This window comes from Pseudomonas sp. PF05 (assembly GCF_056521845.1).
The window spans coordinates 588,974-609,547 of the sequence record NZ_JBWLPW010000001.1 but is presented as its reverse complement, the minus strand read 5'-3'; the positions used below and the strand labels follow the sequence as shown (position 1 = coordinate 609,547).

Annotated in this window: 17 protein-coding genes; 6 read left to right on the top strand and 11 right to left on the bottom strand. The window is 62.8% G+C overall.

Translation table 11 applies throughout. The annotated features are described in order from the left end of the window. Window positions 1–73: 73 nt before the first annotated feature. Entirely contained in the window at window positions 74–310 is a 237-nt protein-coding gene (locus tag AC09SL_RS02700; protein WP_058545331.1) for an HP1242/YdcH family protein, read from the bottom strand. A 217-nt stretch (window positions 311–527) separates the two neighbouring features. Here AC09SL_RS02700 and AC09SL_RS02695 point away from each other — a divergent pair, with 217 nt between their 5' ends. After that, window positions 528–1,049, top strand: a complete 522-nt coding sequence (locus AC09SL_RS02695) for a DUF4142 domain-containing protein (RefSeq protein ID WP_058545332.1) — start codon at window positions 528–530, stop codon at window positions 1,047–1,049. A gap of 49 nt (window positions 1,050–1,098) precedes the next feature. On the opposite strand, the gene AC09SL_RS02690 is transcribed toward AC09SL_RS02695, so the two are convergent. The 7 genes from AC09SL_RS02690 to AC09SL_RS02660 form a co-directional block, all read right to left on the bottom strand. Then, window positions 1,099–1,296 (bottom strand): hypothetical protein, encoded by a 198-nt coding sequence (locus AC09SL_RS02690; protein ID WP_225919153.1) that lies wholly within the window; start codon window positions 1,294–1,296, stop codon window positions 1,099–1,101. Window positions 1,297–1,392: 96 nt separating this feature from the next. After that, window positions 1,393–3,504, bottom strand: a complete 2,112-nt coding sequence (locus AC09SL_RS02685; RefSeq protein WP_081264375.1) for a hybrid sensor histidine kinase/response regulator — start codon at window positions 3,502–3,504, stop codon at window positions 1,393–1,395. A gap of 268 nt (window positions 3,505–3,772) precedes the next feature. Further along, window positions 3,773–6,871, bottom strand: coding sequence for an error-prone DNA polymerase (locus AC09SL_RS02680; protein ID WP_165826036.1), 3,099 nt, complete (start codon window positions 6,869–6,871; stop codon window positions 3,773–3,775). Next, window positions 6,847–8,268: a Y-family DNA polymerase gene (locus AC09SL_RS02675; protein WP_064106781.1), complete on the bottom strand. Its 1,422-nt coding sequence runs from the start codon at window positions 8,266–8,268 to the stop codon at window positions 6,847–6,849. The genes AC09SL_RS02680 and AC09SL_RS02675 overlap by 25 nt, the downstream gene beginning before the upstream one ends. A 7-nt stretch (window positions 8,269–8,275) precedes the next feature. Then, window positions 8,276–8,908 carry a translesion DNA synthesis-associated protein ImuA gene (gene imuA / locus AC09SL_RS02670; protein ID WP_058545336.1) on the bottom strand — a complete coding sequence of 211 codons (633 nt, stop codon included), beginning with the start codon at window positions 8,906–8,908 and terminating at the stop codon, window positions 8,276–8,278. Further along, window positions 8,908–9,525: a transcriptional repressor LexA gene (gene lexA, locus AC09SL_RS02665; RefSeq protein ID WP_013692700.1), complete on the bottom strand. Its 618-nt coding sequence runs from the start codon at window positions 9,523–9,525 to the stop codon at window positions 8,908–8,910. The genes imuA and lexA overlap by 1 nt, the downstream gene beginning before the upstream one ends. A gap of 294 nt (window positions 9,526–9,819) precedes the next feature. Further along, window positions 9,820–10,704: a LysR family transcriptional regulator gene (locus AC09SL_RS02660; protein ID WP_053123328.1), complete on the bottom strand. Its 885-nt coding sequence runs from the start codon at window positions 10,702–10,704 to the stop codon at window positions 9,820–9,822. 130 nt (window positions 10,705–10,834) lie between these two features. Between AC09SL_RS02660 and AC09SL_RS02655 the strand changes: the two genes are divergently transcribed. Beyond that, on the top strand, window positions 10,835–12,478 hold the full coding sequence (locus tag AC09SL_RS02655) for a GMC family oxidoreductase (RefSeq protein ID WP_058545337.1): 1,644 nt from the start codon (window positions 10,835–10,837) through the stop codon (window positions 12,476–12,478). A gap of 123 nt (window positions 12,479–12,601) precedes the next feature. Beyond that, complete coding sequence (locus AC09SL_RS02650) at window positions 12,602–14,224, top strand: MFS transporter (RefSeq protein WP_058545338.1); 1,623 nt, start codon at window positions 12,602–12,604, stop codon at window positions 14,222–14,224. A gap of 229 nt (window positions 14,225–14,453) precedes the next feature. Here AC09SL_RS02650 and AC09SL_RS02645 read toward each other — a convergent pair whose 3' ends face one another. After that, on the bottom strand, window positions 14,454–14,861 hold the full coding sequence (locus AC09SL_RS02645; protein ID WP_058545339.1) for a response regulator: 408 nt from the start codon (window positions 14,859–14,861) through the stop codon (window positions 14,454–14,456). Window positions 14,862–15,103: 242 nt separating this feature from the next. Between AC09SL_RS02645 and AC09SL_RS02640 the strand changes: the two genes are divergently transcribed. Further along, complete coding sequence (locus AC09SL_RS02640) at window positions 15,104–17,050, top strand: DNA topoisomerase III (RefSeq protein WP_058545340.1); 1,947 nt, start codon at window positions 15,104–15,106, stop codon at window positions 17,048–17,050. Window positions 17,051–17,659: 609 nt separating this feature from the next. After that, complete coding sequence (locus AC09SL_RS02635; protein ID WP_003200138.1) at window positions 17,660–17,989, top strand: hypothetical protein; 330 nt, start codon at window positions 17,660–17,662, stop codon at window positions 17,987–17,989. A gap of 66 nt (window positions 17,990–18,055) precedes the next feature. On the opposite strand, the gene glsB is transcribed toward AC09SL_RS02635, so the two are convergent. Continuing rightward, window positions 18,056–18,964: a glutaminase B gene (gene glsB / locus AC09SL_RS02630; RefSeq protein ID WP_058545341.1), complete on the bottom strand. Its 909-nt coding sequence runs from the start codon at window positions 18,962–18,964 to the stop codon at window positions 18,056–18,058. Between the two features lie 365 nt (window positions 18,965–19,329). Here glsB and AC09SL_RS02625 point away from each other — a divergent pair, with 365 nt between their 5' ends. After that, window positions 19,330–19,524, top strand: a complete 195-nt coding sequence (locus tag AC09SL_RS02625; protein WP_058545342.1) for a hypothetical protein — start codon at window positions 19,330–19,332, stop codon at window positions 19,522–19,524. Window positions 19,525–19,532: 8 nt separating this feature from the next. Here AC09SL_RS02625 and AC09SL_RS02620 read toward each other — a convergent pair whose 3' ends face one another. After that, a complete protein-coding gene (locus AC09SL_RS02620) occupies window positions 19,533–20,552 on the bottom strand; it encodes a hypothetical protein (protein ID WP_058545343.1) in 1,020 nt (339 codons plus the stop codon). Window positions 20,553–20,574 lie beyond the last annotated feature (22 nt).

The window sequence follows — 20,574 nt, the reverse complement described above, 5'->3', positions numbered from 1 at the left end:
AGACCTGTTCCCTGCGCGACAGCGCAGCGTCGGTGACGCGGCGGGGACTCCCTCGCCACAAAAGCCCTTCGCACTACCTCTGCATCTGCGCCACGATCTCGTCCTTGACCAGCAATCGCTTCTTCTTGAGCGTCTCCAAAGCATCGTCGGACAGCGCGCCGGTGGATGGTTTTTCGGCTTCGACCACCTCGGCATCAAGTTGGGAGTATTTTTGAAGTAACGAGTCGAGCCTTGGATTCTCGCTGCGTTTTTGCTGGATGTGGTCTTTTGTGCATTTGAGATCCTGGCACAAATCGTGGGACACCGGCATGGAACACCTCCTTCGATGGGTCGGTGGCAGACGCCCTTGCGGCGCCCGTCGATTATCAGGATGGCCTCCTCGACAGGGTTCTGTCGACCGCCAATCCGACCAGCGGTGACCGTTCGTCGTACCGGATCGATTGGCGATCAAACCTTTGCCGGTGCGTCGCCCTCCATTGAACAGAGGCGACAAGAATCGCTCGTTCAACCTGTGTGGAGACTTACCTATGGACAGATTTACCCTGCGTCAACTCGGCCTGGCAGTTGCCTTGAGTAGCAGCATGGGCATGGCATGGGCCGCGACTTCCAACGACTTTGTCGACAACGCGGCGGCCGGTGGCATTGCAGAAATCGAGACCAGCAAACTGGCCTTGGAAAAAAGCCAATCGGCGGACATCAAGGAATTCGCCAACAAGATGATCGCCGACCACACCAAGGCCAACGAAGAGCTGAAAGCCCTGGCGCAAAAACATGACATCGAAGTACCCGACGACACCACGCTGGTGAAGCAGGCCAAGGAGAAAATTCTCGACATGCGCGACGAATCCTTCGATGCAGCCTACGCCGACAACCAGGTCAAGGCCCACGAAGAAACCATCGCCCTGTTCAAGAAAGAAGCCGAGACTGTCACCGACGACAAGAAGGCTGGCAATACCGAACTCAAGGCGTTCGCCCAGAAGATGCTGCCAGACCTGCAACAGCACCTGGAAGCCGCCAAGAAACTTCAGGCTGCGCATCCAAGCAAGTAGCGAAATATAAAAAGCCCCGTTCTAAAAAGAAAACGGGGCTTTTTATAGGCTAGCCACCATCGGTGTCGATATCAGCGTCAGTATCCTCGCCAGATTTCGGCCGATCCGGATCAGGCTTGAACCCGGGGCTGAAGGTGTTGTCATTGTCCCGATGACGATTCTTCTGATCGACCTCCGTGGCGGCGCTCTGAGCCTGGTCCGTCCCGGCAGGGCGGACTGGCTGGGTGTTTGCTGGATCGTCGTTCATAAGCACCTCGTTCATGGCAGGGCCGGATGGATGACCGGTCTTGAACATTCGAAGGTGACACGACGGCTTCGGTTCCATTTGTTTGCTGCGCGGCGATCAGCCACCGAGCACGTTCCTCACCATCCGGGTCAGCGCGTCCGGGCCGTAGGGTTTGCTCAACAAATGGGTATCGGGGCTCAGTTGATGGTTGCGGGAGATGATGTCCCGGGTATGTCCCGAGGTGAACAGCACCGGGACCGGCGGGTTCTGCACCTTGGCCCAGGCGGCCAGGTCGGAGCTCTTGATCAGGCCGGGCATGACCACGTCGGTGAAGATCAGGTCGACCGAGATGCCTTCCATTAGCAACTTCATCGCCTCATCGCCGTTGGCGGCCGTGAGGGTCCGATAACCGGACTGCTCCAGCAGTTCCACCGACGCGCTGCGCACCTCTTCGTTGTCCTCCACCACCAAAATCGTCTCTTGCCTGCCGGACTGAAGCACGTCGTGTTGCTTGGTTTCCCCCGCTTCGGGCGCAAGGCTTCGAGGGAAATACATCCGTACTCGCGTGCCCTCGCCCAAGTCACTGGAGATCTCGATATGGCCGCCACTCTGCTTGACGAACCCGAACACCATGCTCAGTCCAAGCCCGGTGCCCTGGCCATCGGTCTTGGTGGTGAAAAACGGTTCGAACACCTGCTTCAGGATGTCGGGCGGCATGCCGGCACCGCGGTCGATCACCGACAGCCGGACATAGTCGCCGGCCGAGATCCCCTTGCCGGCACAGAACGCTTCATCGAGCGCGATGTTCTCCCCGATCAGGCGGATGATGCCCTCGCCGCCCATGGCATCGCGAGCATTGATCGCCAGGTTCAACAGGGCGTTTTCCAATTGATTGCGATCGACGTGGATGCACCAGGGCTCCTGGGGCAGGCTCATTTCAATCTGGATGGTTTCGCCCAAGGCCCGTTGCAGCAGTTCACCCATGCCATCGTAGATGCGTCGCGGGTTGTAGACCGCCGGTGACAATGGCTGGCGCCGGGCAAAAGCCAGCAATTGCGATGACAACTTGGCGCCCCGCTCCACGGCTTCGATGGAGGCACTGACCCGCCGCTGCACGTTGGCGTTATCCGGCTCGTGGCGAGCCAGCAAGTGCAGGTTGCCGGCAATCACTTGCAGCAAGTTGTTGAAGTCATGGGCCACGCCGCCAGTGAGACCGCCAATGGCCTCGAGCTTTTGCGACTGACGCAACTGCTCTTCCGCTGCCAGCCGCGCCTGCACCTCGTCGGCGACTCGCTGTTCCAGGTCGCGGGTGAATTTGAGCAGCGACGCTTCGGCTGTCTTGCGTTCATTGATGTCAATCAGCACACCTGGAAAACGCAGGGGCTTGCCCGTGGCATCGAATTCGCAGCGACCGCTGGCCAGCACCCACAGGTAATCACCGCCCACGCCGCGTACCCGATATTCAGCGCTGTAGGGGATGCCCGTGCGCAAGGTCAGTTCGACCCGCTGGTTGACCTCTTCGAGGTCATCGGCGTGGATGCGCTGGCGGGCAATTTCCATGGGCAGTGCGTCCAGCGAACAGTCTGGCGGGTAGTTGAAGGTACGGGCGAAACGCTCATCGCCCGACAGCGTGTCGGCCTGGATGTCCCAGACGAACGACCCCAGCAACGGTCCGGCCGAGAGGGCCAACTGGATGCGTTCATTGACGGCTCGGTAACTGCGTTCGGCCTCTTGCCGGGCGCGCTCGGTCAACACGTGCTCGGTGGTTTCCACCACAATCGCCAACACGCCCGCCGGGGACTGGTCGTCATCGGGCACCGGGCTGTAATAGAGGTCCATCCACACATCTTCAGGCTTGCCATCGCGCAGCAGGACCAGCTCTTTGCTGCGGTAGGACAAGGTGCCACCGGCCAGGCAGACGTCCAGCACATGTCGATTGAACTCGGCGACCTCCGGCCAGCCCAACTCCACCGCGCACCCCAGCAGGTAAGGATGGCGGCCACCAGCGAACTCGGCATAGGCATCGTTGTAGATCATGAAGCCCTGACGGCCCCACAACATCACCATCGGCAGGGGCGAAGCCAGCAACAATTGGACGGCGCTGCGCAGGCTGGCGGACCAGTGCTCGATGGCGCCCAACTCGGTCCTGCTCCAATCGAACGCCCGGATACGCCCGGCCATTTCACCGCCCCATCCAGGGCACCCGTGATTCTGGGATAGAAACTGCATGGTCAATTCTGAACCTCAAAACGCCTGCAGGGAGTCGGCAGACACAAATCCCTTGCGATCAGAGCTTCGAGCGCTGGGTTGGCGTTTGGTTTCATGCGCACGATCCCTGTGGCCAGAGATTACTCCTGCTTGGCCCTGTAGGAGCTGGCGAAGCCTGCGATCTTTTGATCTTGATCTTTCGCTTGCGACTCAATTGCCTGGGACAAGATCGCAGCCTCGTTGCACTCGACAGCTCCTACACATCTCCTCGCCACGGGGGTCGTGTTGTCTAGCGGAAATCACGGCTATGCACCTGGATACCCGCCAACAACTCGGTCAGGTCGCTCAGGCGCCCGGCGATCAAGTGGCGGACCTCGCCGACGCTTTCCCAGCGCCCGTCGACCCTGAGCAATTGCGAGCCTACCAAGGTCTTGCGCTGGCGCTCGGCCAAGTCGCGCCAGACCACCACGTTGAGGTTGCCGAATTCATCTTCCAGGGTGACGAAGGTCACACCGCTGGCCGTGCCCGGGCGTTGGCGGCCGGTGACAAGGCCGGCGACGCTGACGTTGCGGCCATGCTCCACCGCCTGCAGCTCCCGTGAGCTGCGGCAGCGCCGGGCGCGCAGTTCGGGGCGCAACAGGGCCAGCGGATGAGGGCCCAGTGTCGTGCCGAGCGTAGCGTAATCGGCAAACAGGTTTTCCCCCAGCGTGGGTTTTGGCAGGGCCACGGGGGGTTCCTCCTGGCTGGGCAAACCGGCGAACAAACCCAGTTGCTTCTGCACCCCGGCCACTTCCCAGCGGGCACGATGACGATCACCGGCCAAGCCCTGCAAGGCGCCCGCGTCGGCCAGTTGCGCCTGGGCCCGGGCATCGAGCTGCGCGCGCTCGCCCAAGTCGGCCACGTCGCTGAAGGGCCGATGCTGGCGGGCCGCTTCGATACGACGGGCATCCTCTTCGCGAAAACCCTTGACCATGCGCAGCCCCATGCGGATCGCCGGTTGTCGGCCCTCCATGGGTTCGAGACTGCAATCCCAATCGCTGGCGCGCACGTCCACCGGGCGGATCGACAGTTGATGCCGGCGGGCATCCTGGAGGATCTGGTCCGGACTGTAGAACCCCATGGGCCAACTGTTGATCAAGGCACAGGCGAACGCCGCCGGTTCGTGGCATTTGAGCCAACTGCTGGCGTAGGTCAGCAAGGCGAAACTGGCGGCGTGGGATTCGGGAAAACCGTAATTGCCGAAGCCTTTGATCTGTTCGAAGATTTGCGCGGCGAATTCAGCGGTGTAGCCGTTTTTCTTCATCCCCTGCGCCAGGCGTTCCCGATGGGGCTCCAACCCACCGTGACGTTTCCAGGCAGCCATGGAGCGACGCAACTGGTCGGCTTCACCTGGGGTGTAATCGGCCGCGACAATGGCGATCTGCATGACCTGCTCCTGGAACAAGGGGACACCCAGGGTGCGGTTGAGCACTTCTTCCAGCGCTTCAGAGGGATAAGTCACCGCCTCTTCTTTGTTTCTGCGCCGCAAGTACGGATGCACCATCCCCCCCTGGATCGGCCCGGGCCGCACGATCGCCACTTCGATGACCAAATCGTAGAACGTCTGGGGTCTCAGCCGAGGCAACATCGACATCTGCGCCCGGGACTCGATCTGGAACACACCGATGGTGTCGGCGCGACTGATCATCTCGTAGGTCGCCGGATCCTCCTGGGGCAACGACGCCAAGGCATAGCGCTGCCCCCGGTAGTGCTCGATCAGGTCGAAACAGCGACGAATCGCACTGAGCATGCCCAGGGCCAGGATGTCCACCTTGAGCAACCCGACCGCGTCCAGGTCGTCCTTGTCCCACTGGATGATGGTGCGTTCGGCCATGGCGGCGTTTTCCACCGGCACCAGGGTGTCCAGGGGCTGCTCGCAAATCACGAAGCCGCCAGGGTGCTGGGACAAATGCCGGGGAAAACCGATCAGTTGCTGGGTCAGGCCCAGCACTCGGCGCAACACCGGGCTGTCCGGGTCGAAGCCGCCTTCACGCAAGCGCTCCACTGGCGGCGCCTCGTCGCTCCAGCGGCCACAGCAATCGGCCAGGGCGTTGACCTGATCCGTCGGCAAGCCCAGGGCCTTGGCCACATCGCGCACCGCCCCAGCGCCGTGGTAACTGCTGACCACCGCCGTCAACGCCGCTCGATGACGACCGTAGCGCTGGAACACGTACTGCAGCACTTCCTCGCGACGCTCATGTTCGAAATCGACGTCGATGTCCGGCGGCTCGTTGCGCTCCCGGGACAGGAAGCGTTCGAACAACAGGTTGGTAAGGCTGGGATCGATCTCGGTGATACCCAGGGCGTAGCACACCGCCGAGTTGGCCGCCGAACCACGCCCCTGGCAAAGGATATGGCGGCTGCGGGCGAAGCTGACGATGTCCTGTACGGTGAGGAAATAGCTGTCATAACCCAGCTCGGCGATCAGGCTCAGCTCCTTGTCGATCTGTGCCCGCACTTTGTCTGTCACGCCATCCTTCCACCGCTCGCGCATGCCGCGCTCGGTCAGTTCCCGCAGCCAGGACGCCGGATCATGCCCCTCGGGCACCAACTCGCGGGGGTACTGATAGCGCAGTTGACCCAAGTCGAAGGTGCAACGCCGGGCGATGTTCAGGGTTTCGTCGAGCAAGGCCCGCGGGTAGAGATCGGCCAGAGCCTTGCGGCTGCGCAAGTGACGCTCGCCGTTGGGGTGCAGGCGCTGGCCGGCCTCGGCCACCGGGACGTGGTGACGGATGGCGGTCATGGTGTCCTGCAAGGCACGACGGCCGCGCACGTGCATGTGCACATCACCACTGGCCACGGCTGGAAGACCCAAGCGCTCGGCCAGCGCCAACGAGTCTGCCAACCGGCGGCGGTCGTCCTGTGCGCAATGCAACTGGACCGTCAGCCATAGGCACCCGGCAAAGATCGACCGGAGCCAACGGCCGTGCTCCTCGGCGTCTTTGCCCTCGGCTATCCACAACGCCAGCAGCCCCGGCAAGGGCTGGTCGAAATCCTCTCGCACGATGCGATAGTGACCCTTCTCGCTGCGACGCCGGGCGCGGGTGATCAGCCGGCACAAGGCTTGATAGCCCTCCAGGTTTTCCACCAGCAACACCAGCTTCGGGCCGTTTTCGACCTGGATTTCGCTGCCGATGATCAGTTGCAGCTCCAGCTCCCTGGCCGCCTGCCAGGCCCGGACGATTCCGGCCAAAGTGCATTCATCGGTGATCGCCAGGGCCTGGTAGCCCTGCTGCTTGGCGCGACGGCACAGCTCCAGGGCACTGGAGGCTCCGCGCTGGAAGCTGAAGTTCGACAGACAATGCAGCTCGGCATACTCAACGCTCATGCGAACCAGCCCTGCAGCCACAGCAGCCCGCCCTCGCCCACCGGTCGATAGGCCCAGCCTCGTTGTCCGTTGCGGGTTTCGACCAGGTAGTAGTCGCGGCGTACATCGGCACCGTCCCACCAGCCAGTCTCGATGCGTTCCGGGCCCATGAGGATTCGCGCCTGGCTGTCCGGCAGCACCTGGGCCTCATTCAGCAGCCAGCCGGGACGTTGCACGCCAGCGCGCACCGGACAGGCCTGGGGCCGGGGTTGGGCCGTCATTTGCCAGGCGCATTCAGGTCGATGGTCATCGCGAAACCCCAGGCCCTGCACCGCGTCATCCCCCAACCGCGCCCGCAGCCGTTCGCGCAGTTGCTCCCAGGGCAAAGACTGTTGTGGGCGCTCGTCGAACAGCTCCAGGCGCTGGGGCACGAAACTCGGCAGGTCCTCGGCACACAAGCGAAAACCCCGTACCGGGGCCGCGACCTGCACCTGCTCCAAGCGACCGCGGGCCAGTTCGAAAAGCATCGCAGGATCCCGTTCGGCGCTGAGCAGGCCGACCTTGATCAGCGTGTCCGGCAAACCGGCGTGCTCCAGGTGCAGGTCGAAGCGCTGCACGCCGCTGTCGCGTCCGCACAGGAAGGCCGACAGGTCACCGGTCAAGCGGCGCAATGGGAACAGCAGCGCCTGATGGGATTGCACGTCATAGTTGAGTTCGATGCGCACATCGAAACGGTCTGGCGGCAGGTAGAACGACAGCGCCAGGGTGCGACTGCCCGTCAACGCGTCGAGGTGCTTGAGCACCTGGGCCTCGAAACGCCGTGCCAGGGTCTGCCGGGGCAAGGCCTGGACCTGGCTCAGGCGGCGCAGGCCCATGCGCGACAGCGCCGTGGCGACCTCGGGTTCCAGGCCGATCCGCTCCACGGGCATGTCTCCCAGGCATTGTTGCAAGGTCTCGGCGTCGGGCACCACCAGGGCGTCATAGGCATTGGCCAACACCCGCGCCGCCACCGGATTGGGGGCTGCGACGATGCGATGACGAAAGCCCAGCTCGGTCAGCTCGGCCCGCAAGCGCGCCTCGAACACCGGCCAGGGGCCGAACAGGCCCAGGCTCGACTCGATCTCGAACAGCAGTGTACGCGGGTAATGCACGCTGACCTGGGAGCTGAAACGGTAGGCCCAGGCTGCCAGGAACTGTTGCCAGTGTTCGATTTGCGCCACGTCGTATTCGGCGGTGGCAAAGCCTTTGCTCAAGGCCTGGGCGGCGGTCATGGTCTGGCCGGGACGCAAGCCCAGGGCCCGTGCCGGCGCATTCACCGCTTGCAGCACCCGACGCTGGGCCGGACCGGTCAGCAATGCCAGGGGCTGGTCGGGATCGGGGCGCTGACGCAGCGCGGCGTCCAGCGCCAATTGCGGGAAGAGAATACAGACCCAGCGCATCGCAACCTCAATGCCCGGTTTGTGGGGCGAGCGTGGCAAAGGCAATCGGCGCCGAACGGGCCAGCCCGCCCCGACACTTGAGCACGCGCAATTGCGCCGGCCGGGTATCGATGGCGATGCGCAGAGCCGCCGGCGACGGGTTGATGGCTTCCTGGATCGAGCGCCAGGCGAACGCCAGGGTCTGGCCGGTTTCCGCTGCCACTTGCAAGCGGCGCAAGGCCCGGTCATCCGCCTGGCGGGGCCAGCACAGAACCGCGCCACAACTGCCCGAACGCAGGCATTGCTCGGTGGCCCACAGGGCATCGCGCTCATCGGCGCGGATCACCGACAACTGTTGCAGGTCGATGCCCGCGTTCTGCCAGGCCTGGGGATAGGGCACGAACGGTGGTGCCACCAGCACGATCCGCTCCCCTGCCGCCGACAGTCGCGCCAGGGTCGGCCACACCAGTTGCAACTCACCCACGCCCGGCGCGGCGATGAGCAGTTCCGTCAACGCCGCTTCCGGCCAGCCACCACTGGGCAACGCCGCGTCCAGTGCTCCATGGCCGGTGGGTTGCGGGCTGGCGGCTGGCGGCGCAGGCCGGCCCTTCCAGACCTGGCCGCCGTTGAACAGCGTGTCCAGCGCAACGACAGCGCCCATCAGCCTTGCCTCACCAAGCCACAGAACACCCCTTCTATCGCCAGGTCCTGGTCGGCCTCGACGATGATCGGCTGGTAGGCCGGATTGCGCGGCAGCAAGCGCACCCGCTCGCCGATGCGCTCGAAGCGCTTGATGGTGACTTCGCCGTCCAGGCGCGCCACGACAATCTGGCCGTTGGCGGCCTGCGGCGTGCGCTGCACACCCACCAGGTCACCGTCGAGAATGCCGTCCTCGATCATCGAATCGCCCTGGACCCGCAGCAGGTAATCCGGCGCCTTGGTAAAAATCGCCGGGTCCAGCATCAGTCGGCTGTGGACCTCGGCGTCGGCGCCGATCGGCAGCCCGGCGGCCACTCGCCCCAGCACCGGCACGTCCAGCAGCTCGGGCCGTGGTGGTTGGTTCAGCAAGCGAATGCCCCGGGCCTGGTGCGGATTGACCTCGATGAAACCGGCTTCGGTCAGCGCCAGCACATGCTTGCGCGCCACACTGCGGGAGGCAAAACCGAACGCCTCGCTGATTTCAGCGAGGCTGGGAGGCTGGCCCTGATCGGCGATGCGTTCGCGGATGAAAGTCAGGATGGCGGTACGGCGGGGGGTGAGAGTCGTCATGGAGTACATTTGTACTCTTTCGGGATTTTTCTGACAAGCGCCGCCAGTCAGTTCACAGGTGAAACGACCGCCGCATCGCGAGCAGGCTCACTCCCACCGGGTTTAGTGGGATATGGCGAGCCTGAACTGTGTAGGAGCTGTGTAGGAGCTGACGAGTGCAACGAGGCTGCGATCTTGCCCCGGACAATTGAGTCGCCAGAGAAAGATCAAAAACAAAAGATCGCAGGCTTCGCCAGCGCCTATAGAGCCCAGCGGGAACAATCCCTGGCCACAGGTTTTCTCAGCCCAAACAGATGTGTTTGCTCAGGGCAACAGCAGTCCCTGCTCCCGCTCGCACAACTGCACCACGTAATCCCACAGCACCCGCAGTCGTACGGACTTGTGCAGTTCGCGGCGGGTGCTGATCCAGTAGCTGCGGCGGATGGTTTCGTCCGGCAGCAGCGGCACCAACGTCGGGTCGCCACTGGCCATGTAGCACGGCAGCACGGCGATCCCAAGGCCCGAGCGCGCGGCCTGTTGCTGGGCGATGACGCTGGTGCTGTGGAACACCACGCGGGGGTTGCGGCAAAAGCTGTTGAGGAACATCAGTTCCTGGCTGAACAGCAGGTCGTCGACATAGCCGATCCAGGCATGACGGGCCAGGTCCTCGCGGCTGCGCAGCGCTGGCGAGCGGTCCAGGTAGGCCTGGCTGGCGTACAGCGCCAGGCTGTAGTCGGTGAGTTTGCGGGTGACCAGCAGGTCGGCCGCCGGGCGTTCGAGGTGGATGCTGATTTCCGCCTCACGGTTGAGGATGCTGACAAATCGCGGCACTGCCACCAGTTCCACTTCCAGCCCCGGATAGCGCTGGAACAACCCGTCCATGCGACTGGCGAGGAACATGATGCCCAGCCCCTCGGTCACCCCCAGGCGGATCTTGCCCAGGGGCGCACTGGACTGGGTGATGTCCTCCTGGGCCAGCAACGCTACGTTCTCCATGGCTTCGGCGTGCTTGAGCAGCGTCTCGCCCGCCGGGGTCAACTCATAGCCCTGGGCATGCTGGACAAACAGCGCGGTGCCCAGGCTTTTCTCGATGGCCTCGATGTGCCGGGCCACGGTGGCGTGGGTAGTGTTCAGGCGCCGTGCAGCCGTCAGCAAACGGCCGCTGCGTTGCAGTTCCAGGAAATAGCGCAGGTCATTCCAGTCGAACATGAGGCGATCCTTGAACACGCCTGAAGGCATGACTGTTTATAAACGCACAGCCGCTGCGCAAAAACTAACATTCTTTTGACGAAAACTAACAACTAGGATGGATCCCACAAAAACAAAAATGAGGTCGCGAATGCAACCTGTCGTCGATGAATACGATTATGTGATCGTGGGCGCCGGCCCTGCCGGATGCTTGCTGGCCAATCGGCTTTCGGCCAACCCGCAACACCGGGTGCTGCTGCTCGAAGCCGGCGGGCGCGACAACTATCCGTGGATTCACATCCCGGTCGGCTACCTGTTCTGCATCGGCAACCCACGCACCGACTGGTGCTTCAAGACCGAAGCGCAACCGGGCCTGCAAGGCCGCGCCTTGAGCTACCCTCGCGGCAAGGTCCTGGGTGGCTGCTCCTCCATCAACGGCATGATCTACATGCGCGGCCAGGCGGCGGACTACGACGGCTGGGCTGCCGAGGGCAATGCTGGCTGGGCCTGGAAAGACGTGCTGCCGCTGTTCCGGCAAAGCGAAAACCACTTTGCCGGCGCGTCCGAATTTCACGGCGCCGGTGGGGAATGGCGGGTCGAACGCCAGCGCCTGTCATGGCCGATTCTCGATGCCTTCCGCAGCGCCGCCGAACAGAGCGGCATCCCCAACGTCGATGATTTCAACAGCGGCGACAATGAAGGCTGCGGCTACTTCCAGGTCAACCAGAAAGCCGGGGTGCGCTGGAACGCGGCCAAGGCGTTTCTCAAGCCGGTTCGCCAACGCGCCAACCTCACGGTGCTGACCGACGTCGAGGTCGACCGCGTATTGCTGCGTGACGACCGCGCCCACGCCGTCAGCGCGCGCTGGCAAGGCAAGGGCATGACCTTCAAGGCCCGCAAGGAAATTGTCCTGTGCGCCGGGGCCGTGGGTTCGCCGGGGATCCTGCAACGTTCCGGGATCGGCCCGCGCAGCCTGCTGCAACGCCTGGGCATCGGCGTGACCCATGAGCTGCCCGGTGTCGGCGGCAACTTGCAGGACCACCTGCAACTGCGGTTGATCTACCAATTGGAAAACGCCCGCACCCTGAACCAGATCGCGGGCACCCTGTGGGGCAAAATGGGCATGGGCCTGCGCTACCTGTACGACCGCAGCGGTCCGCTGTCCATGGCCCCCAGCCAACTCGGCGCGTTCGCCCGCTCGGGCCCGGAACAGCCCTCGGCCAACCTCGAATACCACGTGCAACCGTTGTCCCTGGAACGCTTCGGCGAACCGCTGCACAGCTTCCCGGCGTTCACCGCATCGGTCTGCGACCTGCGCCCGCAAAGCCGTGGCCGGGTGGACATTCGTTCGGCCGACCCGCGCGAAGCGCCGCTGATCCAGCCCAATTACCTGAGCCATCCCGAAGACCTGCGGGTCGCCGCCGACGCCATCCGCCTGACCCGACGCATCGTCGCGGCCCCGGCCCTGAGCGCGTTCAAACCGGTGGAATACCTGCCGGGGCCCAGCCTGCAAACCGAAGAGGAGTTGCACCAGGCCGCCGCCCGCATCGGCACGACGATTTTCCACCCGGTGGGCACGTGCCGCATGGGCCAGGACCACGACGCGGTGGTGGATGCGCAACTGCGCGTGCACGGCATCAAGGGCCTGCGCATTGCCGACGCCTCGATCATGCCGCGCATCACCTCGGGTAACACCTGCTCGCCGACGTTGATGATTGCCGAGAAAGCGGCGCAGATGATGCTTGAGGCCGACACAAGAATCATTACGCCCCAAAAGGAGCCGGCCACGGTCTGAAAAACAAGTAAGCCTGCTCCCACAGGGGAATGTGTGTAAGCAAAAGGAACGTATCAAATCAGGAGACGCCTCACCCGGCGTCGCAGTGGAACAACAAAAACAATCACTGTGAGGGATACCGCTATGTCCGAGCATGTTCAGCCCCTGGAAGCCACGCGCAGCGTCGGCACCAGCCAGGAAACCCAGAAAGTCATCTTCGCCTCGTCCCTGGGGACGGTGTTCGAGTGGTACGACTTTTTCCTCTATGGCGCCCTCGCGGCGGTGATCAGCAAGCAGTTCTTTGCCGGGGTCAACGACACCACCGCGTTCATCTTCGCCCTGATGGCGTTCGCCGCCGGTTTCATCGTGCGGCCATTCGGGGCTCTGGTGTTCGGCCGGCTGGGAGACATGATCGGGCGCAAGTACACGTTCCTGGCGACCATCGTGCTCATGGGCCTGGCGACGTTCTGCGTCGGCCTGCTGCCCAACTACGCCAGCATCGGCATCGCTGCACCGATCATCCTGGTGGCATTGCGCATGCTCCAAGGCCTGGCCCTGGGCGGTGAGTACGGCGGCGCGGCGACCTACGTCGCCGAACACGCGCCAATGGGCAAGCGCGGCTTCCATACCAGCTGGATTCAGTCCACCGCCACCCTGGGGCTGTTGTTGTCGCTGCTGGTGGTGTTGGGCTGCCGCTACTTCACCGGCGATCAGTTCGAAGTCTGGGGCTGGCGCATTCCGTTCCTGCTGTCGATCCTGCTGCTGGGCATCTCCACCTGGATTCGCCTGAGCCTGCATGAGTCGCCGGCCTTCCTGAAAATGAAAGAAGAAGGCAAATGCTGCAAGGCGCCGATCCGCGAATCCTTCGGCAAATGGGAGAACCTCAAGGTGGTGCTGATCGCCCTGTTCAGCATCAACGCCGGGCAAGCGGTGACTTTCTACGCTGCGCAGTTCTATGTGCTGTTTTTCCTCACCCAGTTCCTGAAGATGGACCCGGCCCTGGCCAACAGCCTGCTGATTGTCAGCGTGGTGATCGGCGCACCGTTCTTCATCTTTTTCGGCTGGCTGTCGGACAAGGTCGGGCGCAAACCGGTGCTGATGATCGGCCTGCTGCTGGCCACCGCCCTGTACTTCCCGATCTTCAAGACCCTGGCCCACTACGCCAACCCGGCCATCGACCTGGCGAGCCGCCAGGCACCGATCAGCGTGGTCGCCGACCCGGCCACCTGCACCTTCCAGTTCGACCCGGTGGGCAAGGCGCGTTTCGACAGCCCTTGCGACAAGGTCAAGACCTTCCTGGTCAAGCAGGGCCTGCCCTACAGCAGCGTTGCGGCTCCGGTCGGCAGTTCCGTGCAGGTCAACATCGGTGACGTGAAGATCGACGGCTACGACGAAGCGGCCCTGCGCGGCGCCGTGACCCTGGCAGGCTATCCACAGCAGGCCGATACCCAGCAGATCAACCGACCGATGATTGTTGCGCTGATCGTGGCCCTGATCATCATCTCGGCGATGTGCTACGGACCGCTGGCAGCGTTGATGGTCGAACTGTTCCCGACCCGCATTCGCTATACCTCCATGTCCCTGCCCTATCACATCGGCAACGGCTGGTTCGGCGGTTTCCTGCCCACCGTGTCGTTTGCCCTGGTGGTCTACACCGGGGATATCTTCTATGGGCTGTGGTACCCGGTGGTAATCACCGGGGTGAGCCTGGTGGTGGGCATGATCTGCCTGCGGGAAACCCGGAACGTGGACCTGGATAAAAACTGAGGTTGGCGCTTGCTCCCACCGGACCAAGCCCGTAAGCGACGTAGAAGCTGCGTAGAAGCTGTGTAGGAGCTGTCGAGTGCAACGAGGCTGCGATCTTTCCAAAGACACTTGAGTCTCAAGCGAAAGATCAAAAGATCAAAAGATCAAAAGATCGCAGGCTTCGCCAGCTCCTACACAGCTCCAGAGCCCAGAGCCCCACAGGAGCCATAACGTTGCTCAGATCAAACCCTCAGTGGGCCTGGTGACCTTTCACCGTGCTTTCCACCAGGTCCAGCATCTGTCCCAGCGCCCAGGGCTTGGCGATGAACGAAGCGTGATGCTTGATTCCAGCGCTTTCCGGCGTTTCGAAGCCGGACATGATCAGCAACGGTATCTGCGGCCAGCGGTCTCCGGTCAAGTTGGCCAGGTCCGCGCCATCGATCTTGCCGGGCATGGTGATATCCGTGAGCAACAGGTCGACGTAATGGGCGCTCTCTTCGAGAAACGTCAGCGCCGCATCGGCGCTCTCCCGAGGCTCCACGACGAACCCTTCTTCCTCAAGGATCTCGCAGAGAAACTCCAGGATGGTTGGATCATCTTCCACAACGAGAATCAAACGTGTAGTCGCCTGGCCGTTGCCATTTGGCATCGAATTCATGAAAGTGACTCTCCTTGACCTCATAAACCTTCTTTGCGGTAGCAACCGCCTTGAAGTTATGAGCGATACCCCTGCGAGAAATTCATTCTGCGTGCCAACAGGCCGCTGAACGTCACGCCAGAGGCCCTTGGTAACGCAGCGCAACGCTTTTTATCTGTATATCCATACAGATAAAACTTGCCCTGGCGCGCATCCATGACCATGCTACAGCCCCATGAAATCTGCTTCAGGAAAAGGGCGCTATGCAGCTGTACCTGTGTGAAAAACCGTCCCAGGCCAAGGACATCGCCGCTGTGCTCGGTGCTACGCGCCGTGGCGACGGTTGCTGGCTGGGCCCTGGCATCACGGTCACCTGGTGCATCGGCCACCTGCTGGAAACCGCCCCGCCCGACGCCTACGACGCGCGCTACAAGCGCTGGGTACTGGCCGACCTGCCCATCGTGCCGGCGCAATGGAAAATGACCGTCAAGCCGAAAACCGCCAGCCAGTACAAGGCGGTCAAGCGCCTGCTGGGGCAAGCGAAGGAATTGGTGATCGCCACCGACGCCGACCGTGAAGGTGAAATGATCGCCCGGGAGCTGGTGGAACATTGCCGTTATCGCGGGCCGATCCGGCGGCTATGGCTCTCGGCCCTGGACGAAGCATCGATCCGCAAGGCCCTGGCCGCCCTCAAGCCGGGGGCCGAAACCTTCAACTTGTATCACTCGGCCCTGGGCCGTTCCCGAGCCGACTGGCTGATCGGCATGAACATGAGTCGCCTGTTCACCCTGCTGGGGCGCCAGTCCGGTTACCAGGGCGTGTTGCCGGTAGGCCGCGTGCAAACACCAACACTGCGCCTGGTGGTGGACCGCGACCGCAGCATCGCCGACTTCGTGCCGGTCGCCTATTGGGCCATCGACGTGCAGCTAAGCCACGAAGGCACGGCGTTCACCGCCCAGTGGCGCGCCGATCCGGACGCCTGCGACGACCAGGAGCGTTGCCTGAACCAGGCCCTGGCCCGGGATGCCGCCCAAGCCATGAGCAATGCCGCCACCGCCCGGACGCTGAAGGTGCGTACCGAGCGCCTGCGCGAAGCGGCGCCGCTGCCTTTCGACCTGGGCACATTGCAGGAAGTCTGCTCGAAGAAACTCGGCCTTGGCGCCCAGGAAACCCTGGACATTGCCCAGTCGCTGTACGAAACCTACAAGCTCATCACCTACCCACGCAGCGATTGCGGTTTCCTGCCCTTGAGCCAGCACAGCGAAGCCCCGGCCATCCTGGCCGCCCTCGCCCAGGCCGACCCGAGCCTTGCACCGCTGCGCGAGCACCTGCAGCCGCAACGCAAGTCCCGGGCCTGGAACGACGCCAAGGTCAGCGCTCACCACGGCATCATTCCCACCGCCGCCGCCCGGAACCTCGACAAACTCGCCGGCAAGCAGCGCGCCGTCTATACGCTGATTCGCGCGCGCTACCTGGCGCAGTTCCTGCCCAACCACGAATACGACCGGACCCAGGCCGACTTCGACTGCGCCGGCCAGGCGCTGCGTGCCGTGGGCAAGCAGATCGTCGAACCCGGCTGGAAACGCGCCCTGCCCGAAGCCCTGGCGCCGGCAAGGGGCCGTGAAGCACCGGTGCCGCAGACCCTGCCGGCACTGAGCGAAGGTCGCGATTGCGCCGTAGACGAGGTGAAACCCAAGGACCTGTGGACCCAACCGCCCAAGCCGTTCACTGAAGGCGACCTGATCAAGGCGATGAAGAACGTCGCCAAACTGGTGGAGGATCCGCTGCTCAAACAAAAGCTCAAGGACACCACCGGCATCGGCACCGAAGCGACCCGGGCCTCAATCATCCAGGGGCTGCTTGACCGCGGCTACCTGGTGAAAAACGGCAAGGCGCTGTCCGCCACCCCGGCGGCCTTCAGCCTGATCGACGCCGTGCCCCGGGCCATCGCCGACCCGGGCACCACAGCCATCTGGGAACAGGCGCTGGACATGGTGCAAAGCGGCGAAATGAGCCTGGAAGAATTCGTGACCCGGCAAGCCGCCTGGATGAGCAAGCACGTCGCCCGCTGCCAGGGCATGAGCCTGACCATCAGCGGCCCGGCCAGCCCCGCCGGGCGCGGCGCTACACCGTGGAAAAACAAACGCAAGCCGGCCAAGCGCAAGGCAGGCGGCGCACCGCGCAAGGCGAGCAAGGCCAAGGCGACCTGAACATGGGTTCACCCATGACGTGGTGAGAATCCCCCTGTGGCGAAGGGATCTGTGGGAGCAAGGCCTTGCTCCCACAGATAAGTCCGCGCCTTCGCCAAATTTTCATACCCAAACCGTTTTGTCTGACAATATGTAGTGACCAAAAATAATCACTACAAAACCGTTGACGCCTCCGATTTGCCCTTGCATGATGCAGACGTCTCCCCGATCGGGAGTACAGGCAACTGTTTGAGCAAGCTCGTCTGACCGCCGAGCTGTTTTTTGGATAAGGGACTGCCCACAAGGCAGATTGAAGGTGCTGACCTGGCCTGACCGTCCGGTAACAAGGGCGAGAAACGTCGGCGAAGATCCTCATGACGCGCGTGGTCGACCCTCGAAAGTTGACACTGCCTGAAGATTCTTCGCTGTTTCTCTTCGTTGTAGCGCATTTGCGTAGCAGCCCTTCGATAACACTACACAACCGATGCACGACCCCGTCGAAGTCAGGCGGACGAACGCTGACGGCCTGGTTTCGGTGCTGGCCATGCAGGCACTGGGCAGGTACTTACCCAATAGCGAAGTTTTTGCGAACCACCAGACAGATCAACCAAATGGTCAAGGGGCTTACACATGAATCTGAATAATCAACCATCTATTGATGAACTGGCTCGCATATTCGCAGCACACAAGGACACGCTCGACAGCCATATCCTGTGGATCAGCAAGACTGGCCAGGTGCATATGGACTGCCTGTCGCCCTACACCCGCGAAGACGAGTTCGAAAAGAACACGCAAGAGCTGGGTGCCCGGCTGAAGATGTACCGCCGCGGCCAGGGCTACGTTGGCAAGAAGGCCGCGGCCGACAAAGACTTCATCGGTCGCGTGCTGCAAACGCTGACCCAGGCCTGGCAGTCGATGCAGAACACTTCTGAGGTCCGGGTCATCGACCGCCTCTGCTGATACGTCCTAAACAAAAGGGCCCGCTCCTGGATCAGGAGCGGGCCCTTTTCTTTGTGAGACAAGCCCCTAGAACACCGACCAGCCGATGCGCTGGCTCAGCAACTCCAGCGCTGCCATGCCGGCCAGCGAGTTGCCGGCGACATTGAGCTCAGGCGACCAGACGCACACCGTGAACCGCCCCGGCACCACGGCGACAATCCCGCCACCGACCCCGCTCTTGCCCGGCAGGCCGACGCGATAGGCGAAATTGCCGGCTTCATCGTACAAGCCGCTGGTGGCCATGATGGAGTTGACCTGCTGGGTCTGCCGGGCGGTGAGGATCTGTTCGCCACTGTGTTTGCAGAACCCGTCGTTGGCCAGGAAGCAGAACGCCCGCGCCAGGTCGATGCAGCTCATCCGCAGGGCGCAGTGGCTGAAATAACTGCGCAACACCGCTTCCACGTCATTATGGAAGTTGCCGAACGATTGCATCAGGTACGCCATCGCCGCGTTGCGGGCGCGGTGCTGGTATTCCGATTCGGCGACCTTGCCATCCACCATTACCTGTGGGTTGCCCGACAGACGGCGCACGAAATCGCGCATCGACAGCGCCGGGGCGGCGAAGCGCGACTGGTTGATATCGCAGATCACCAACGCGCCAGCGTTGATGAACGGGTTGCGCGGTCGACCCCGTTCGAATTCCAGTTGCACCAGGGAGTTGAACGGTTGGCCGGACGGCTCATGGCCCAGGCGCTCCCAGATTGCTTCGCCGGAATGCCCGATGGCCTGCACCAGGCTGAACACCTTGGAAATACTCTGCACCGAAAACGCTGTTTCGGCGTCGCCGGCGCAATACAACTCGCCGTCGTTGCCATACACGGCAATGCCCAACTGGTTGGGCGCCACAGTGCCCAGGGCCGGAATGTAGTCGGCCACCTTGCCCTGACCAATCAGGGGGCGAACCGCATCGAGGATCTCGTTCAACAGTGCTTGCATATGCGCGGGGTCCAGTCATTCCCCGTTCGAGTGCGGGGATACAGACGCTAGACGCTGGTGGGCGGGGTCAGAGCACACTGAGTTGCCAGGAAAAAACGTGGCGAGGGAGCGTGCTCCCGCTGGGCTGTGGTAGGAGCTGCCGAAGGCTGCGATCTTTTGATCTTGATCATTCGCTCTCGACTCAATTGCCTGGGACAAGATCGCAGCCTCGTTACACTCGACAGCTCCTACAACGCAGCCCAGCGGGAGCAAGCTCCCTCGCCACAAAAGCCGGGTACGACGCAATGGATGCAGGCGTTTTCATGGGCGCTTGTCATCAAATCGAGCGGTCTATAGTTCAAAGGATCAATCGGCAGGAGTAGACGATGCGTCAGATCATGCAAAAAGAACCCTGGTGGGCCTCGCCGCCCAAGCCCGGACAGGATGAAAGCGAGCTGGAATGGGGCTGGCTGGTGATCTACAGCGAAGGCGAGCCGCGCTTCGAGTTCATCAAGGAACGCCCGTCGGACGAACAGATCCGCCATCGCAAGGGTTGTCGTGTGACCCTCGGGTCAGAATGAGCCAGCCGTCACGGCTTGATCTCCGGCAGTGCCACCGCTCGATTGGCCAGGTCCGCCTCCACCAGGTTGCCTACTATTTCCTCGTCCAGGTAGTACACCGGCGCCATCACCCCGCTGAGGGGATCCTTGAGCGACTTGGACCACGCCTCATCGAACGCGGTGCTCAGGCTTTTGCGGATCTGCGCCTCCATTTCCGGCCGCTCGCCCTCGTGGATGATCGCGCGAATACCCGCCACACCCACCGAAATCAACGCGCCGGCCGCCTTTCCAGCCACCGCCGCCGCCGCGCTGGTCGCCCCACGCGTGGCAAATTGCGCCTCGATTTTTTCACTGGTGCGTTGCGCCACTGTTGCGATCACCGCCTCCGATGGCCCGGCACCTGTGGTAGCCGCCTTGTTGACGTGATCGATCAGGGCCGCATAAGCCGGCAGTGTGTTCAGCGGCTCGGTATGAATCATCTCGTACAATGACGCGTTACGCGCCGCCGGCGGCCCCAGGTTGATGGCAGGAATGCCGTGCAGGCGCCTGTTCATCAGTTCGTTCGGGATTCGATGCCGCTGGGCAACGACTTGGACCTGTTGATTGAGCTGGCGTATGTAGTAATTCGTCGCGGTGGCCCTGATCGCCTCGGGATCAATTTCCACAGCCACCGGCTCCAGCACCTGTTCGCGATATTGCTCTTGCAGGTAGACCGCCAGGCGCCTGGCCGAGGAGTCCGCCTCGCCCTCGGCGCTGGCGGCGTACCAACTGACTTTCACCGCCAGCCACTCCTGGGTCCAATAGCTGCTGAACCAGGGGATGAACTCAGCCTCGGTGCGCTCATAGATCAACAGGCGCCAATGTTCCATTGACCCGCGGGCGTAGAGCCCGGTCTGTTCGATAGCGCTTTTCGAGGCGGCGATGATCTGCTGGTCCACCTGTCGCCAAGTGGCCTGGTCAATCGTCACCGTGGCCGCCTGTTGGCCGCGCTGTGACGTGGCGCACCCCGCCAGAACGAGCATAACGGCCAACATCAGCAAACGCAGCACAGTCGCGCCACCCCGGATTCAT

What these genes read in the sequence shown, in the direction of transcription:
- AC09SL_RS02700 (WP_058545331.1), bottom strand. Translation starts at nt 310, where the DNA reads ATGCCGGTGTCCCACGATTTGTGCCAGGATCTCAAATGCACAAAAGAC.
- AC09SL_RS02695 (WP_058545332.1), top strand. Translation starts at nt 528, where the DNA reads ATGGACAGATTTACCCTGCGTCAACTCGGCCTGGCAGTTGCCTTGAGT.
- AC09SL_RS02690 (WP_225919153.1), bottom strand. Translation starts at nt 1,296, where the DNA reads ATGAACGACGATCCAGCAAACACCCAGCCAGTCCGCCCTGCCGGGACG.
- AC09SL_RS02685 (WP_081264375.1), bottom strand. Translation starts at nt 3,504, where the DNA reads ATGCAGTTTCTATCCCAGAATCACGGGTGCCCTGGATGGGGCGGTGAA.
- AC09SL_RS02675 (WP_064106781.1), bottom strand. Translation starts at nt 8,268, where the DNA reads ATGCGCTGGGTCTGTATTCTCTTCCCGCAATTGGCGCTGGACGCCGCG.
- imuA (WP_058545336.1), bottom strand. Translation starts at nt 8,908, where the DNA reads ATGGGCGCTGTCGTTGCGCTGGACACGCTGTTCAACGGCGGCCAGGTC.
- lexA (WP_013692700.1), bottom strand. Translation starts at nt 9,525, where the DNA reads ATGTACTCCATGACGACTCTCACCCCCCGCCGTACCGCCATCCTGACT.
- AC09SL_RS02660 (WP_053123328.1), bottom strand. Translation starts at nt 10,704, where the DNA reads ATGTTCGACTGGAATGACCTGCGCTATTTCCTGGAACTGCAACGCAGC.
- AC09SL_RS02655 (WP_058545337.1), top strand. Translation starts at nt 10,835, where the DNA reads ATGCAACCTGTCGTCGATGAATACGATTATGTGATCGTGGGCGCCGGC.
- AC09SL_RS02650 (WP_058545338.1), top strand. Translation starts at nt 12,602, where the DNA reads ATGTCCGAGCATGTTCAGCCCCTGGAAGCCACGCGCAGCGTCGGCACC.
- AC09SL_RS02645 (WP_058545339.1), bottom strand. Translation starts at nt 14,861, where the DNA reads ATGAATTCGATGCCAAATGGCAACGGCCAGGCGACTACACGTTTGATT.
- AC09SL_RS02640 (WP_058545340.1), top strand. Translation starts at nt 15,104, where the DNA reads ATGCAGCTGTACCTGTGTGAAAAACCGTCCCAGGCCAAGGACATCGCC.
- AC09SL_RS02635 (WP_003200138.1), top strand. Translation starts at nt 17,660, where the DNA reads ATGAATCTGAATAATCAACCATCTATTGATGAACTGGCTCGCATATTC.
- glsB (WP_058545341.1), bottom strand. Translation starts at nt 18,964, where the DNA reads ATGCAAGCACTGTTGAACGAGATCCTCGATGCGGTTCGCCCCCTGATT.
- AC09SL_RS02625 (WP_058545342.1), top strand. Translation starts at nt 19,330, where the DNA reads ATGCGTCAGATCATGCAAAAAGAACCCTGGTGGGCCTCGCCGCCCAAG.